Origin of the sequence: Streptomyces sp. NPDC093149 (genome assembly GCF_044754145.1) — a bacterium.
In the GTDB taxonomy this organism is placed as follows: domain Bacteria; phylum Actinomycetota; class Actinomycetes; order Streptomycetales; family Streptomycetaceae; genus Streptomyces.
The window spans coordinates 28,831-44,476 of record NZ_JBIVON010000004.1 but is presented as its reverse complement, the minus strand read 5'-3'; the positions used below and the strand labels follow the sequence as shown (position 1 = coordinate 44,476).

General features: G+C 65.8%; 9 protein-coding genes and 3 pseudogenes. 6 read left to right on the top strand and 6 right to left on the bottom strand.

Annotated elements, in window-relative coordinates; translation table 11 throughout:
* The first annotated feature begins 39 nt into the window (after positions 1-39).
* From ACIQCZ_RS13805 to ACIQCZ_RS13785, 5 genes and pseudogenes are all read left to right on the top strand, one after another.
* Complete coding sequence (locus ACIQCZ_RS13805; protein ID WP_402282224.1) at positions 40-999, top strand: alpha/beta hydrolase; 960 nt, start codon at positions 40-42, stop codon at positions 997-999.
* Complete coding sequence (locus tag ACIQCZ_RS13800; RefSeq protein ID WP_402282222.1) at positions 996-3,053, top strand: hypothetical protein; 2,058 nt, start codon at positions 996-998, stop codon at positions 3,051-3,053. The genes ACIQCZ_RS13805 and ACIQCZ_RS13800 overlap by 4 nt, the downstream gene beginning before the upstream one ends.
* On the top strand, positions 3,053-3,988 hold the full coding sequence (locus ACIQCZ_RS13795; RefSeq protein WP_402282220.1) for an AAA family ATPase: 936 nt from the start codon (positions 3,053-3,055) through the stop codon (positions 3,986-3,988). The genes ACIQCZ_RS13800 and ACIQCZ_RS13795 overlap by 1 nt, the downstream gene beginning before the upstream one ends.
* Complete coding sequence (locus ACIQCZ_RS13790) at positions 3,930-7,589, top strand: SAV_2336 N-terminal domain-related protein (protein ID WP_402282218.1); 3,660 nt, start codon at positions 3,930-3,932, stop codon at positions 7,587-7,589. Before ACIQCZ_RS13795 ends, ACIQCZ_RS13790 begins: the two co-directional genes overlap by 59 nt.
* A gap of 241 nt (positions 7,590-7,830) precedes the next feature.
* Positions 7,831-9,211, top strand: a pseudogene (locus tag ACIQCZ_RS13785) (IS1380 family transposase).
* Between the two features lie 346 nt (positions 9,212-9,557).
* Here ACIQCZ_RS13785 and ACIQCZ_RS13780 read toward each other — a convergent pair.
* The 5 genes and pseudogenes from ACIQCZ_RS13780 to ACIQCZ_RS13760 form a co-directional block, all read right to left on the bottom strand.
* Positions 9,558-9,725 (bottom strand): helix-turn-helix domain-containing protein, encoded by a 168-nt coding sequence (locus ACIQCZ_RS13780; protein WP_402282915.1) that lies wholly within the window; start codon positions 9,723-9,725, stop codon positions 9,558-9,560.
* A gap of 411 nt (positions 9,726-10,136) precedes the next feature.
* On the bottom strand, positions 10,137-10,667 hold the full coding sequence (locus ACIQCZ_RS13775; protein WP_402282914.1) for a transposase: 531 nt from the start codon (positions 10,665-10,667) through the stop codon (positions 10,137-10,139).
* Positions 10,664-10,882, bottom strand: a complete 219-nt coding sequence (locus tag ACIQCZ_RS13770; protein ID WP_402282913.1) for a winged helix-turn-helix domain-containing protein — start codon at positions 10,880-10,882, stop codon at positions 10,664-10,666. Before ACIQCZ_RS13770 ends, ACIQCZ_RS13775 begins: the two co-directional genes overlap by 4 nt.
* Positions 10,883-10,981: 99 nt before the next feature.
* Positions 10,982-11,143 (bottom strand): annotated as a pseudogene (locus tag ACIQCZ_RS13765) (helix-turn-helix domain-containing protein); the annotation flags it as partial.
* A 487-nt stretch (positions 11,144-11,630) separates the two neighbouring features.
* Positions 11,631-13,208, bottom strand: coding sequence for a recombinase family protein (locus tag ACIQCZ_RS13760; RefSeq protein ID WP_402282216.1), 1,578 nt, complete (start codon positions 13,206-13,208; stop codon positions 11,631-11,633).
* A 78-nt stretch (positions 13,209-13,286) separates the two neighbouring features.
* Here ACIQCZ_RS13760 and ACIQCZ_RS13755 point away from each other — a divergent pair.
* Positions 13,287-14,675: pseudogene (locus ACIQCZ_RS13755) on the top strand (NCS1 family nucleobase:cation symporter-1); the annotation flags it as partial.
* Here the strand turns inward: ACIQCZ_RS13755 and ACIQCZ_RS13750 are convergent.
* On the bottom strand, positions 14,635-15,414 hold the full coding sequence (locus tag ACIQCZ_RS13750) for a hypothetical protein (RefSeq protein ID WP_402282214.1): 780 nt from the start codon (positions 15,412-15,414) through the stop codon (positions 14,635-14,637). The pseudogene ACIQCZ_RS13755 and the gene ACIQCZ_RS13750 overlap by 41 nt on opposite strands.
* Positions 15,415-15,646 lie beyond the last annotated feature (232 nt).

The following is a 15,646-nucleotide window of genomic DNA, read 5'->3' as shown; positions in this document are numbered from 1 at the left end:
AGTCCTCTAAGCTGGTGAACTGACCTGGGGGGTGGGAGCGTGAAACCGCGTCTTGTGTTTGTCCACGGCATCGGAGATCTGCGTGACGCCAAGGCTGAAGAGGACGAGTGGCTGCGGGCTTTGGCAAATGGAGCCCAGCGCGCCGGGCAGTCCCGACATGTATCTGCCCTAGTCAGCGGCTGGGACTCCACAACGAGCTTTGCCTACTACGGCGACCTCTTCAAGAAGGCGGGGGTCCAGGGGGGCGCCGACTCGCAAGGAGCAGACGACGCGGCCGTCGTCGGGGAACTGCTTCTTGAGGCCATCGGCGATCAACTCGATGCCCCGGGCCTCGCCGGCCACGAGAAGTGGGTGCTACTCCACGCCCAGGCTCAGCTCGCACCGCCTGGACAGAGCCAGGGACTCGGGAACATCGGCCGCCGAACTCTGAACGCGTTGACCACCCTCATGTCGGCTCCAGGTCTGCGTTGGTTCGGCGGCATCGCGAGCTCCCAACTGACACTGACGATTCTCGGGCAGGTCGCTCGCTACTTGAACCGTGGGGAATCGGATGCTAATGGCGTTCCCCTCGACCGGAGAATCCGGGAACGGGTGGCGGGCTACCTCGGCCACGACGGGCCCACCGTGGTTGTCGCACACTCTCTCGGCACGGTCGTTGCCCTGGAGGCACTCCATGAACACAAGGGAGATGTGCCGCTGTTGGTGACACTCGGCTCGCCCCTCGGGATGCGGACGACTGTCCTGCCCCGCACTCGGCCACAGCCGATGGGGACGCCGGAGACCGTCGGCCGCTGGCTCAACTTCTGGGACCGCGACGATGTGATCGCTGCCCGCCCCATGCTGGAGCACTTCGTCCGCCCCAATACCGCCGGGGTGGGCCCAGTGAGTGACCGCGTCGACTCGGACGGACTCTGGGTGCACTCCGCCGCCAAGTACCTCGCCCACCCCGCTGTTGCTGGCCCTGTTGTCGAGGCCCTGGACACCTTCACGGGTCAGTGACCGGCAGCCGTTACGCCCTGGTGATCGCGGCGCAATGCCCTGATATGGGCTTCTTGAGTGAACTCGAGGATGCGGCAAAGTCTTTCCACGCCGTACTTACCGAGCCGAACGGGGGCGCCTGCGCGATCTCATACCCGACGCGGAACTTGCTGTACGGGGAGATCGACCAGTCGGAGATCGAACAGGCGATCCGTACTTGCGCGCAGGCGGCTGGGGAGGCGGGCGCGGTGCTTGTCCTCGCCCTGCTCGGGCATGGGATCACCTCCGGTGGCAACCTTTACTTCATGGCCGGTAATTCAAGGCGTGGCGAACTCACCACCACCGTCGACGTGGCCTCCCTGCTAAGACAGGTCGTTGAGACGCCCGGCCTGTCAGGGCTCATCACCGTCATAGACACCTGTCATGCGGCCGGCGCTACTCCCGACGTTAAGGCCATCGCTACCGGCATCCGGCAGGGCAACACGCGGCTGTCCCTGCTCATGGGCGCGGGCGCAGCCGAAGAGGCATTCGAGCTGCGGTTTAGCAGAACAATCACCAAGATCGTCCAGAAGGGGGTCGAGCAGGCAGCGGAACGTCTATCCCCCGAAGCCGTCTTGGAGGCCGTCCGTCTGGACGGAGGCACCGTCGGTCAGGATGTCCACCGGATGGACTGGGACGGAGCCCAGTTTGCGGAGACTGGTCTATGGCTGGCGTACAACCGGCGGCACACGGTGCGCCGGGCATGGCGACTGCTGGGCCCCCTGGCTCATTCGGACTTGGCTCAAGTGCTCCCTACTTGGCTGACCGTCTCTGGCGGCCTTGATGACGTGCGGCAGCTTGACGACGTCGAGAAAGAGACGACCTCCCTTGAGCCTCAGCAGGGTGCACGGGCGCGTGCGCTGATCGAGGCCGTTCGGCACTGCATTCGCACCCGGGCTCTATTGGCCACCTGGCCAGGCAGTGAACTGACCTCGAAAGTGCTGAGGCGGTCCCTCGTCGCTGCCATTCCGCAGACCGACAGACTGCCTACCGCCGCAGGCAACGATTTGCTGCGCGACGCGGTTGAGTACGTTCGACTGCGGGCGCCACGCGTGGGCCAACGTCCGGTGGTCCCCTTGGTGCACTTCGTGACATCCCTTGCCGTGGCGACGGGCGTGCCAGCCGGCCATCCGGACCTCCAGCAGTGGGCCGCTGATGTAGGAGCGGACATCGACCTCAATGACGCCTGGGAGCAGTGGGGGGAGCGTACTCGCGACATGCGGCTGCGGCTCATCGTCTCCCTGCACGCTGCCGTGAGCGACGAGTGGCCTGAATCCCTCACAGCATGGCTGCTCGATGGCAACATCCACCATCAGCACCGAGAGTTCCCCTGCCGACCTGACCGAAGTGGAGTTGAACAGCAGATCGGCTCGGCCCTGCGCTGGGCGTCCGCTCTCGCCGAGTCACTTGACGTCCCACTGAAGCGGGTCGAGATCGCGGCACCGGCCCCACTGCTCGTGCAGTGGCGACCTGAGGAGACCTACTACGGCAGGCGACTCGGCGACCGGCACGATGTGGTCCTGCGCTGGAGCGACCGAATGCAGCCACCCGAGCACCTCTTTTGGATCAACGACGAGGCCCGGGAGAATCTGCGTGCGATGGAAGCTGCGGAAGGCGGGCAGCGTGTCCACTGGCTCGAGGAGAGCGACACTCGCCTCGATGGAGAGCTGCAGTTCTGTCTCGACAGCCGTCCGCAGGGTCAAGCGGTGGCCCTTAGTCACCGTCCTGCGAAGCTCGGCGACATCATGGTGACCTTGTTGGCCTCCTCGCCAATCGTGTTGTGGCCGGAGGGAGGCAGCGGTCAGGTATCCGAGGACACACGCCGCTACATCGACGAAAGTTGGCACCACCTGCCGGGGAACTTCTCCACGGCGTACCGCGAGAGACGGCAGTCCGGGGCCGAGCAAGCCAGCGAAGGCTCCAGTCGGCCAGGCCAGGATGACCTACACCGGCTGCGCGCCGTCTGGGACGACCTGGATTATCTCGACTTCTGCCGCTGGTTCAAAAAGTACACGACCGAGGGGGAGACACCCTGATGACCTGGCAGCCCTTCTACGCGGGGCACGGCCGCGCTCCCGAGCAGGCCCGTCGGCTCGACCCGGCTCCGCCTTGGCGGGAGTTCCCCCGCCGACCTATGCACAAAGAGTTCGTGCCGCTGCCCGGACTGGTAGAGGCCGTGAACGCCGCGCTGTTGTTGCGCCGTCCGCTGCTGCTGACAGGCCCGGCCGGATCCGGCAAGTCGACCGTTATCGAGCAGGTCGCCGTCGAGCTCGGTCTGGGACCAGTGCTGAGGTGGCACATCACCTCGCGCTCCACCCTGAGCGAGGCCCTTTATCGGTATGACGCGCTCGGCAGGATCCACGCCCAGCGGCTGGAAGGCCGGAATGGTAGCGACGACATCGCCCCCTTCCTTCGCATGGGCCCGCTGGGCACCGCCCTATTGCCCTCGAAACACTCAAGGGCCCTGCTAGTGGACGAGATTGACAAGAGCGACCTCGATCTCCCCAGCGACCTGCTGGATGCGCTGGAACGTGGGGAGTTTGAGATCCCTGAGCTCGCCCGCTACACAGAGGACGTGGTCGCGATCCGCGAGTGGGACGGCGACCAACTGCACCCGATCGCGCGGGGCAGGGTGCAATGCACTGAATTCCCGTTCATCGTGATGACCAGTAACGGCGAACGCGAATTCCCCGCCGCGTTCCTGCGACGCTGCGTCCGCTTCACCATGCCGCGACCCACGGTCGAAACGCTGACAAGGGTCGTTGCCGCGCACCTCGACGAGGGCACCGCTGGGTCGGTCAGCTCGCAGCAGCTGATCGCCACCTTCGTCGCCCGTCTGGAACTGGGCGAGAACCTGGCGGTCGATCAGCTGCTGAATGCGGTCCATCTGTTGAGCACGGACAACGCCCCCGATGAGGACCGACGGCGGGACATCGAGGAGCTGCTGCTGCGCGAGCTGTCCCGTGCCTGAGATGCCTGGGGGCCTGACCCGGGTGCTTGCAGCGCTGCGGACGGTCGCGCCGGACTTGGACGGCACTGCCTTGGCAGAAGTGCTGTGGCTCGCCTCGCGTATGGCCAGCGATGCGGCCGCAGGCCTGGACCTGGCGGAGCCGCGGGGCCTCCTGCCAGCGACCGCGCCGGTCGCGCCGGCTCCTACACCCGCCGGTGCCGGACCAGCCCCCACGGCTGCCAATCCTGTCGTGCGGTCTGGCACCCTTCACCCGGATACCGCGGAAACCTCCCGGGTCGCCGACCACGCCCTGCATGTACGCCGCGCTGGCGGGCCGGACCGGCTCCGCGGTACCGCAGTCTCGGCCCCCCGTGCTGCAGCGCTGCCGCACGCCCTTGACCTGACCCATGCGCTGCGGCCATGGAAGCGGCGGTGGCAGGAAGGGCGAAGGACCGAGCTCGACGTCGATCTAACCGTCGCTGGCTACGCGCGCAGCGGGCACCTGATCCCCGCGTTCGCTCCTGCCCCCGAGCGGTGGTTCGACTTGACGTTTGTTGTTGACCGTTCCCCCGGCATGCGGGTCTGGCTAGAGGCGGTAACCGAGTTCGCTGCGCTCGTTTCCCGAACCGGTGCTTTCCGTACGCTGCGGATTCGCGACCTCTCGTTTCGGCGGGATGGCAGCCCCATCTCGCCGGGCCGACTCGGCTCCCCTGACGGCCGAACCCTCGTGGTCCTCGTTTCCGACTGTGCGGCCAGCGCCTGGCGGCGGCCCGAGGTGTGGCAGCTTGTGCACACCTGGGCGGGCACGACACCGATCGCCCTGCTCAACCCGCTGCCCACCCGGTTGTGGCGTGGCACCGGACTCGACCTTCCACTTGTAAGGGTCACCCCGACTGTCCCTGGCCCGTATGGCGCCAGGCTCCCATATGACGTCCCGCCGCTGCTCGATCAAGAAGCGTCCGGCGGTCCCAGCTCCTGGCAGCCGGTCCCCGTCCTGTCCATGTCACCCCACTCCATCGGGCGCTGGTCACGCGCAATGATGCGTAACGATCCGGCGGGCTGCACGGCCGTCCTCGTACCGCCTACGGGGCGCCTGCCTGTGCAATCCGTTCCAGCCACCAAACCCGTACCGCCCGAGGTCCTCGCACACGGGTTCCTCCGCACCGCGAGCAGGGCGGCGGTGCGGCTCGCAGTTCTGTGCTCCGCATTCGATCGGCTGCCCTTGGCCGTGCTGCACCTTGTCCGGGAGGCCCTCGTGGAGGACGCTGCCACGGCGGACGTGGCAGAGCTGGTAACCAGCGGGCTGTTCGAGATCACGGGTGAGGGCGACACGACCGAACTGTCACTCATCAGGGCTGCGCAGGAGGTTCTGCGGGAACGACTGGCTGTGGACGACGTGTGGCAGATGAAGGATGCACTCGACCGCCGTATCGCCAAGCGCTTCGGCGGGCAGGGGCTGACCTCTGTGCTGCCTGACCCGTCTGCTTCCCGGGAACTGCACGCAGAGCTCCTCCCGTTCGCCCGCGCCTCGCGGCAGACCCTGGAGCTGCTGGGTGTGTCCGCGCCGGAGCGGGTCGCCCCGTCGGAGACGGCCCCGCACCACGCGGACCCGGACCCGCATGGACTGACTCCGACCACATATGACGTCCAGTCTGGGACGAAGCTTGCGCTGCGACTTGTTCTTGCTCTGCTGCCCACTGACCGTCAACCAACTCCACAGGAAGTTACGGCTTGCGTGGACACCGTCGAGAGGATGCTGGTTGATCAGGGCACGAGCGTAGACCGTAAGGCCCTGCTGAGGGAACTTGAGGCCCAGGTGGCCGTATTTCAGGAGTCTTCGGCGGTTTTGGAGAACGCTCAGGGGCATCTGCCGTGGTTGGAGCGCTATACAGACAACCGTCAGTGGGACTTCTGGGAGCGGTATGAAAGATTTCTTCGCGAGATCCGGGGCGTGCCGCCTCTCGTGGCCCGGCGTCTCGACGAGAGTACGCATGACGTAATGGCCCTCCTTGAGGATCCACGGCGCCCCGGGGATTGGCGGCGTACCGGCCTGGTCATCGGGCAGCCTCAGTCAGGAAAGACCAGCCATTACATCGGTCTCGCCGCCAAGGCCGTCGACGCCGGCTACCGCCTGATCGTGATCATCACCAGCCCTCACAACGCGCTGCGGGCGCAAACGCAATTGCGCGTTGACGAGGGTCTATTGGGCTTCGACACGCAATATCAAATGCGTTCTGAAATGCGGAACGATGCCATCGGACGCAGGCTCGGCGTCGGCGCCCTGCCTCACGCTAAAGCGCTGAGTATTGCCTGCATGACTAACAGTAGCGAGAAGGGGGATTTTAATCCGAGGTTTCCTTGGAAAGTCGACCTTCGTGAGGGATGGTTCCCTGTCGTATTCGTGGTAAAGCGGAACCCGCGAGTCATGGAGAACCTCAGGGTGTGGCTGACTGATCAGTACGGAACGATTGACCCTGCTTCGGGGGAAGCTTCCATCTTGGATGTCCCCATCTTCATCGTGGATGACGACGTAGATAGGTCTTACGGACCTTTGACTAAAGCCCCGGATGACAGCCTCTCAGTCACAGGGCGGAGCATTCGCAAGATTCTGGCAACTTTCAAAAGGTCTGCGTACATCGGATATGCCTCCACCCCGCTCGCCGGAATGTATCTTGAAACCGACGAGCACGGTAAAGAGGTTGGTCCGAGTCTCTTTCCGGATAGCTTTTTGTATAGCCTTCGTGCACCGTCGAACTATCTAGGTCCGGAGCGCTTGTTCAGTACGCGGGCTGAGGATGGGCGCACGACGCCGACCGAAGCGCTACCCCTCGTGCGACATGTCACAGACTATGAAGGCTGGGTGTCATCACAGCACTCGGCGAAGCATGTGCTGGGTGTAGAACTGCCCGACTCGCTGAGCGAAGCGATTGACGCCTTCATCCTTTCCTGCGCCGCGCGTCGCGCGCGGGGCCAGATCTCGGTGCACAACTCCATGCTCGTGACGGTCAGCCGCTTTGTCCGCGTGCAGGACCAGGTGCGCGACCAGGTCGAGGCCCGCGTGCGCTTCCTCACAGACATTCTGCAGGACGGGCGCAGCCCCGCAGCGGTTCGACAGATGGCTTCCTTCCGCGACCTGTGGCTGTCAGACTTCTCACCTACGAGTGAAGCCTTCCCTTCTGCCGAGGCCGCGAGGATTTCATGGGAGGAAGTTGCGGAAAACCTGGGTCCTGCAATTAGGAAGATCCAAATCGGCGCGGTCAATGGCGGGTCTCGTGAGGTCCTCTCGTATTTTGAGAATAGATCCACGGGCTTGAGCGTCATCGTGATCGCTGGCACCCAACTTCCACTGGGTCTTACGCTTGAAGGCCTCACAGTCGGCTACGTCCTCCGCTCCTCACGCACATACGATTCCCTGCTCCACCTGGGTAGGTGGTTCGGATTTCGCGTTGGGTACGAGGACCTCTGCCGCCTCTATACAACTCCCGAGCTCGAGAGCGCCTACGTAGAGGTCGCCATTGCGGCTGACGAGCTGCATCAGAGCATCGAGGAGACGGCACGTCTCGGGCTTACACCCCGGCAGTTCGGGCTCCGGGTCCGCTCCCAGCTGTCGCCCGGTGGGTGAACGCGACCAACAATCGACACGCGCACGCTCGGACCCTGGCTGGCAGGGTCCCGCTCCTGCAGGGAACCAATCGATCAGACCGCGAGGTCGGCCGGTTTGACCATCTGGGCCGCAACCTAGCCTCGCGCTTTCATGAGCGGGCTGTCCGGCAGGCGGTCAGGGAAGCAGAAAGTGCCTCTGACCAGCAAGAATGAGGATTGTCGAGGTCCTTGTTCCTGCCGCTGCCGGAGGCACTTCCTAGGTGAAGCGCTCTATCGGGTCCTATCCCTGTGTCCGCGTCCAGGACAACGGCCGCCAGGTCGTCTCCCAGGCCGGGTCGGTCCTGCTGGTCGAAACGGTCCGCAAGACCGGCCTTGACCAGGTCGTATCGGCAGCGCTGGCGCCGTGGCGCAAGCCGCGGGCCGTTCACGATCCCGGCAAGGTGCTCCTGGACGTCGCTCTGGCGGTCGCGCTGGGCGGGGACTGCCTGGCGGACGTCGCGATGCTGCGGTGCGAGCTGGCCCTCTTCGGTCCGGCCGCCTCCGACCCGACCGTCTCCCGCCTGATCGACACCCTCGCCGCCTCCGGCGAGAAAGCTCCGCAGGCGATCCGGTCCGCACGCTCCGAAGTCCGCACTCGTGTCTGGTCGTTGGCCGGCGAGAACGCCCCCGACACCGATGGTCAGGTCGTCGTCGTCGACGTCGACGGCGTCCTCGTGATTGCCCACTCCGACAAACAGGATGCGGCCGCGACCTGGAAGAAGACCTACGGCCACCACCCCCTGACGGCCTTCGGCGACCACGGACCGGGCGGAACCGGTGAGCCCGTCGCGGCCCTCCTCCGGCCGGGCAACGCGGGTTCCAACACGGCCGCTGACCACATCACCACCGCCCAGCTCGCCTTGGCCCAACTGCCGAAGAAGTACCGGCGCGGGCGGCAGACGCTGATCCGCACGGACTCCGCGGGTGGCACCCACGACTTCGTATCCTGGCTCGCCAGGCGAGGACGATGGCTGTCCTACTCGGTCGGCATGACGGTCACTGAAGCGATCCGCGAACACGAACTGAAGGTCCCCGCCTCAGCTTGGACGGCGACCGTCGAGACCGGCGGTGAGGTCCGTGACGGGGCCTGGGGCGCCGAGTTTCACCGGCAAGCTGATGGACGGCTGGCCCATGGGCATGCGACTGATCGTCCGAATGGAACGGCTCCACCCCGGAGCTCAGTTGAGGATCACGGACGCGAACGGCATACGGATCACCTGCTTCACGACCAACACCGTCGGCCGGTCGATCGCCGAGCTCGAGCTCCGTAACCGGCTGCGGGCCCGCGCCGAGGACCGGATCCGGGCCGCCCGCGCGACCGGTCTGCGCAACCTGCCCCTGCACCACACCACGCAGAGCAGGGTCTGGCTGGAGGTCGTTCAGATCGCTCTCGACCTCCTGGCCTGGATGCCCATGCTCGCCCTGACTGGCACCGCACGGCTCTGGCAACCTCGTCGCCTGCGGTTTTGCCTGTTCTCCGCGGCCGCCCAACTCGTCACCACCACCCGCCGCAGGATCCTCCGACTCGCCCGGCATTGGCCCTGGACCGGCGAGAGCACCACCGCCCTCGGACGACTCGCGCTCCTGCCCAACCCCGGCTGACCAGCAATGGCCACCGTCCCGACCACAGCACCACCCGTCCCGGGAGTGGAACCCGGCGCCCACCCGACGCGACAGCCGGGCCACCGGCCTGCCCATCATCAGCTCCGGAAAGCGAAAGGGCCCACCGACTCCGTCGGCGGACCCTCAAGAAAGATCGAGCCTAGAACAGGGACGTCAGAGGGACTTTCATGTCTGTCCCAGGGGATTCCAGAGACTTTCCGCTGTGCAAGCAGGGAAGGCCCTGGCAGCGCTGAAAGTTGGAAACGCACCGGTCGGTGCCCAGAGCCTCAGCAATTGATGATGCTCACCGCGAGACCGCCCCGGGCGGTCTCCTTGTGCTTGACATTTATGGCATCATTCGGCACCGCTTTTCCAGCCATTGACGAACCTCTGACGGAGAGAACCGGAGCTGCTGGCCTACGCGGAAGCTTGGCACTTCTTCCTTGAGATGGTTGTCGTACACCCAAGAAGCCGGCTTCCCGAGATAGGCGGCAAGCGCCTTGACGTCCCACATCGGCTCACTCACAAACAGTTCCTCTACGCTTGCTTCAGCTGCTCGCGAGGACGGTAGTGAGGAATGGCGGCCGCACCAAGCGGGTGGAGGTCTGGCGGGTGATGAAGGCCCCAGAGTCAGCACCGATCCAGCACGACGCACCCGAACGGACCGGAACGGACGCTAGCGGAAGTCAGCACCAGGTCAGCACCAGCGCATCTGCGCTCGAATTGCCTCGCGCGATCCGCGTCTCTGACCTGCATGTTTGCGCGAGAGGGCGCCGCGTGGTATGCGACGCCCTCCCATTTGGAGAACATCTGGCTCCGGACCAAGCGCTACGACGCGAACGGTCAGGTCAGAAGCGGTACGGGCGGGGTCTGCTACCTGGACTGGCCTGCTACTGAGGTTGAACTCGTGATGTCGCTGGGTTACTCAGGTGGGTTTGATGGTCAGGCCGGTCTCGGCGGGGCAGCCGTCCATGAGGTCGCTGCGGTACTGGATGTGGCGTAGACCGCGTCGGATGCGCTGGACGAGGTGGTCGGGGGTGCTGAAGGCGACGTTGGAGAGCCGGCCGCGCCGCAGGAGTGACCAGGTCCCTTCTACGGGGTTGAGGTCGGGTGCGTAGGGCGGCGGGTAGTAGATGGTCGGCCGGTCCCGGGAGGCGGCGAACTTCCGCAGGCCGGCGGCCTTGTGGACGTTGAGGTTGTCCCGGACGAGCACGATCGGGCCGCCGAGCTGTTGGTGGGCGGCGATCAGCAGGTCACGGTAGTCACGCCAGGAGAAGCTCTTGCGGCCGTCACGTTGGCCGTCGTCTCTGCGTGGCCGGTAGATCAGCCGGGACCGGTGGCCGGGTCTGTAGTAGGTCGGCGCCGCGATCGATATCCGTCTGCGGGACCGGCCCCGCACCCGCACCACCGGGGTTCGGCCGCGCTGTGACCAGGTCTTGGCCTGCGGCGGCGTCATGGAGAATCCGGCCTCGTCCTCGAAGACCAGCCAGGCTCCACGGGCCGCCGCGAGCCTTCCGCGCACGGCCACACCTCCTTGACCCACCCGGCCACCGCCTCGTCGTCCCGCTCCATCGTGCGCCGGGCCGGGACCTGGCAGGACCAGCCGTTACGAACCAGCAGCTTCCGCACACCCTGGACCATGTAGGTCAGGCGGAAGCGCCGACCGATCACCGTCTTCACGCGGCTCAGGGTCCAGCGTCGGTCCTCCCAGCCGTGCACGGCCGGGCCCTTGGCCGGCTCTGCCTCCAGCCGGGCGTACTGCTTCTCGCTCAACCTCGGCAGAGACGCCGGCCCCTGCGACCGCAGGGCCCGTGGACCGTCCTTGCCCCACATCCGCCGCCACCGCTGCACCGAACGCACGCTGACCCGCAGGTCCTTGGCGATCACCGAGCTCGCCTCGCCCCGGGCGAACCCCTCGGCCGCCTTCAGTCGTAACTCCTCGCGGAACTACTGCCGTTCGGCGGTCAGCCCGCCCCCTTGTGGATACCGCATGCCCCGGTGATACCGCACGGACGGCCAGCCGTCAGCCCCTGCGACACCACGAGTTCAATCTCAGTAGCCCGCTTGAGTTCGGTGTTCTCCCTCTTCAGGCGCTCCAGCTCGTTCGTGTTCTACCAGAGGAACCCGGCTGCCACAAACCGCGATCCCTGCGGATCCTCGGAGCAGCTCGGTACCTGGGGCCAGTGATGCCCATGTCATGCTGCGATTTGGTGTGCCCGTCGCAGCACATGGATCACATGTCCCCGTAAATCACGGCTGCCCGAATGGCGAGGACTCAGTGGACACGACGACCGAAGAGCGTTGCTGGAATGACTTCTGGGAGGTGGTGGGCAGGGCAGCCCACCGTATCTGGAAAGAAGAGCGCACTGCTCAGGTGGTGCGGCAGGGCGAGTCAGACGCGGCCTGAGCGCAGACCCATCTACGCCGCCACCTCCCAGCGGGGGACGATGGAGATCCGGTTGTACTGCTTTCCTGGGGTTTTCTCGATCTCGATGTAGGCCACGACCCGGCTAAGGGCTGCGCGCTGCTCATCGGAATTCATCTGTGGCCACAGGGCGAGCAGATTTCCGAAGTCGGCGGCTGTCGGGATGATTCCTTCACCGGAATCTATTTCCAGGACGGCCAGCCGGTTCTCCAAGGTCGCGAGAGAAGTTGCCAATTGCTCCATGGCCTCGCGATAGTCATCCTCCGAGACCAGGTCCTTGAGGTACAGGTCGAGAAGCTTTTTCTTCTTGGACTGTGTCGCGATGATGTCCGCGCGGACCGACGGTATATCCGACTCGGCCTGGGCGCGACGGGCGCTGCGCTTCATCGCCATGAGGCCCATGTCCGCGCCCTTGGCGAACTCCTCCAGCCACACGAGCGTTGCCGCGTCCAGCCGTTTGAGTGTGATCGTGACTCCGGAGCACTCCTTCATCGCTATGCCCGGACAACGGAAGAGCTTCATTCCGGCGCCACCGTTGGACCGGATCAGCGCCGACGCGGTCATCCGACGGTTGCACTTGGCGCCTGTTTTGTCGGCAGCCCCACATCGCAGCAGCCCGGAGTACGCGTACTTTGCCTCAGTTGACCAGGGGATCGTCGCGGGGTTCTGACGAAGCTTCTTGTACCCCTCCCAGATTTCCATCGATATGATCGCTGCGTGCTTGCCTGGCGCCCAGTTGTCGTAGGTCTCCGGCCTTTTCGCGGCACGCCCGTGGAGTCGGCGGAAATCCGGGCCGCGCCAGCGGATCAGTCCGGCGGCGAAACCGGAGTCCATCACGATCTGCCACGCAGTCGGTTTCATCACCGCCCCGTTGAGCGATCGAATGCCGCGTTCCTTCATATCCCGTGCAATGCCTGAGATCGAAGCGCCGGCTACGTAGCGCTCGTACGCTTCGCTCAGGGCAGGCCCTCGAACAGGATCGACGACCAGGACACCCTCACAGGACTTGCAGTGGTGGAACTGGTTTGGGGAGTCCTCCTTCCGGCGACAGTCCGGGCACCGCATATACCCGAAGCGGGCCTGCCCTGTGTGGGGAAGTCCGGCGCGATGCCTGCGATCGTGTGCCTCCTGCCACGTCGCGCCGATGATGCCGGCCTGGAGATCGGCGACCAGGAGCATGTTGTCGCGACTGAAACGGCCGTGATACGTGTCGGTGTCGTAGTCTTCGGTGGCTGCAATGAGCCTCCCGCCGGCCTTCTCGAGTTCGTGCAGATTGACCTGTGATTCGCGGATATTGCGCCCGAAACGCGACCACTTCCACACCAGCACAATGTTGGCTTCACCGCTGCGGACACGCGCGATGATCGCAGAGATCTGCCGCCTGCTGGATGAGGTGCCCGAGAGATCGAGGTCTTCGACCGGTTCGCCAACGATCTTGATGCCGTTCCGTTGGGCGTACTGCTCGCAGCTGTAACGCTGTTGCTCGGGGCTCTGCATCTCCTCGCGTTCAGTGCTGACGCGGATGTAGATGATTGCCCGCTGGAGTGACTTGAAACTGGCAGGTATAGCCACGACGGGCAGGCCCCCTCCTATGTGGCAGCCGTGAAGGCGTGCGATCCGATCCCTACCGATGTATGTGTTTTATCATGAGCGACATGGGTCGGCATGGCCCACAACATCCCGTCGTGGCTGCTCGCCTCCGGTCTGGTGGCGCTCGGCATGGACTGGAAGCAGGCCGTCCTCACCATCGCCCTCGCCAACCTGATCGTGCTCGGCCCGATGCTCCTCACCGGGCACGCGGGACCCAAGTACGGCATCCCGTTCCCCGTGCTGGCCCGCGCCTCCTTCGGTCTGCGCGGAGCCAACCTGCCCGCGCTGATCCGGGCGGCGGTGGCCTGTGCCTGGTTCGGCATCCAGACCTGGATCGGCGGCGTCGGCATCTTCACCCTGCTCGGGAAGGTCTTCGGGGGCTGGGCGACGGCGTCCGGGATCGGCGGTCAGCCGTGGACGCTCTGGCTCTGCTTCATCCTCTTCTGGGCCCTCGAACTCGCCATCATCCACCGGGGGATGGACGCCCTGCGCCGGTTCGAGAACTGGGCGGCCCCCTTCGTCATCGTCGGCGCGGTGGTTCTGCTGGTCTGGGTCGCGGTCAAGGCGGGCGGGTTCGGCCCGCTGCTCGACCAGCCCTCCCGGCTCGGCTGGGGCAAGGAGTTCTGGCCGGTCTTCTTCCCCTCCCTGATGGGCATGATCGCCTTCTGGGCCACGCTCTCGCTGAACATCCCCGACTTCACCCGCTTCGGGGCCGGCCAGCGCGCCCAGATCCGGGGTCAGTCGCTCGGCCTGCCGACCACGATGACGCTCTTCGCGCTGCTCTCGGTCCTGGTCACCTCCGGCTCGCAGGCCGTGTACGGGGAGGCGATCTGGGACCCGGTCCAGCTCGTCGCCAGGACCGACAACGTCTTCGGGCTGCTGTACGCCCTGGTGACCGTGCTCGTCGCGACGGTCTCCGTGAACATCGCGGCGAACGTCGTGTCACCCGCGTACGACCTGGCGAACCTCGCCCCCAAGCTCATCGACTTCCGTACCGGAGCGCTGATCACCGGTGTCGTCGGCGTCGTCATCATGCCGTGGAAACTCACCGGGACCCCCGAGCTGTACATCTTCACCTGGCTCGGACTGGTCGGCGGGCTGCTCGGTACGGTCGCGGGCATCCTCATCGCCGACTACTGGATCGTCCGCCGCACCGTGCTCGACCTTGCGGATCTCTACCGTCCCGGCGGCCGGTACTGGTACGTCAACGGCTGGAACTGGCGGGCGGTCCTCGCGTTCGCCGTCGGCGGTGTCCTGGCGATCGGCGGCTCGCACTCGGCCCCCGGCACGGGCCCGTTCCCGTCCGGCGGACTGATCCCGTTCCTGAAGCCGCTCGCGGACTACGGCTGGGCGGTCGGGCTGGCCTCCTCGCTGGTGCTGTACGTGGTGCTCAGCGGACGGGCCGACGTCACAGCGGCGCCGACGTCGTACGGTTCAGCAGAGCACTGATGTCGTACGTCTGATCGGGCGGCGGCGTGGCCGTGGGCACCGGCTTGTCGAAGGCCGAGAGGTCCACCGCCGCGTTCGCCCCGCCGCCCCGCACCGTGATCCTCAGCGGGTAGGGCTTACCCGTGTCCGCGACGTACAGCGTCAGTGTCCGGCCGTCCCTGATCCTGGTCAGGGGCACCACCGGAGCCCCGTTCAGCGTGGTTTTCCTGCCCTTGTTCAGCGTTCCCCGGTCGTTGTCCGCGTTGTCGCCGACCAGCTTCTGGAAGGTGGTCAGATCGCATCCGGCGGCCACGTCGCGCAGCCTCGGGTCGGTGGCCGAGCCCTTCATGTAACGCCCGTTGAGGATCGCGGCGAAGGCCGAGCCGCCGTTGGGAACCTGGTTCTTCCAGAAGTCCGCGTCCGGCTTGACCCAGATGTCGTCGCCGCGCTTCACGATCCGGACCGATCCCTGTTGGTTGCCGAGATCCACCGAACCGTTGCAGTTGCCCTCCCGGTCCAGCGTGAGACTCAGGACCATCGACGGGTTGCCGCCGTCGAGGTCGCCACGCGCGCCGAGGTGCAGGGACCGGGCGCTCAGGAGGGCGTCGCGCGAGCGGTCGGCGATCTGCTGGGCGGAGAGCGTGTCGATGCCGTTGTCCGCGTGCGCCACACCGCCGCCGACGAGGCCGCCGCTCGTGATTCCCAGCACGAACACCGCCGTCAGGACGGTCCCGCGTGTGCCGATGGTTTGGCCGGTCACGGCGCCTCCCTCGAAGGGCCCGTCGGGCCTGCTCAGGTGTGCGATCCGATCCCCTTGAGCGTACGTCGGGGCGTGGTGGGCCGCGCGACGGAGGACCACCGGTGATGCGCATGCACAGTGTGATGTTCTGCGCTGTGTGCGTCATGGGTCGTGCGGCCGTCCCCGGCCGCCCTCCTCCCAACGGTTGAGCGGACCGCCCGTAACTCGTTACCCTCCGGTAAGTTCGTTCTCG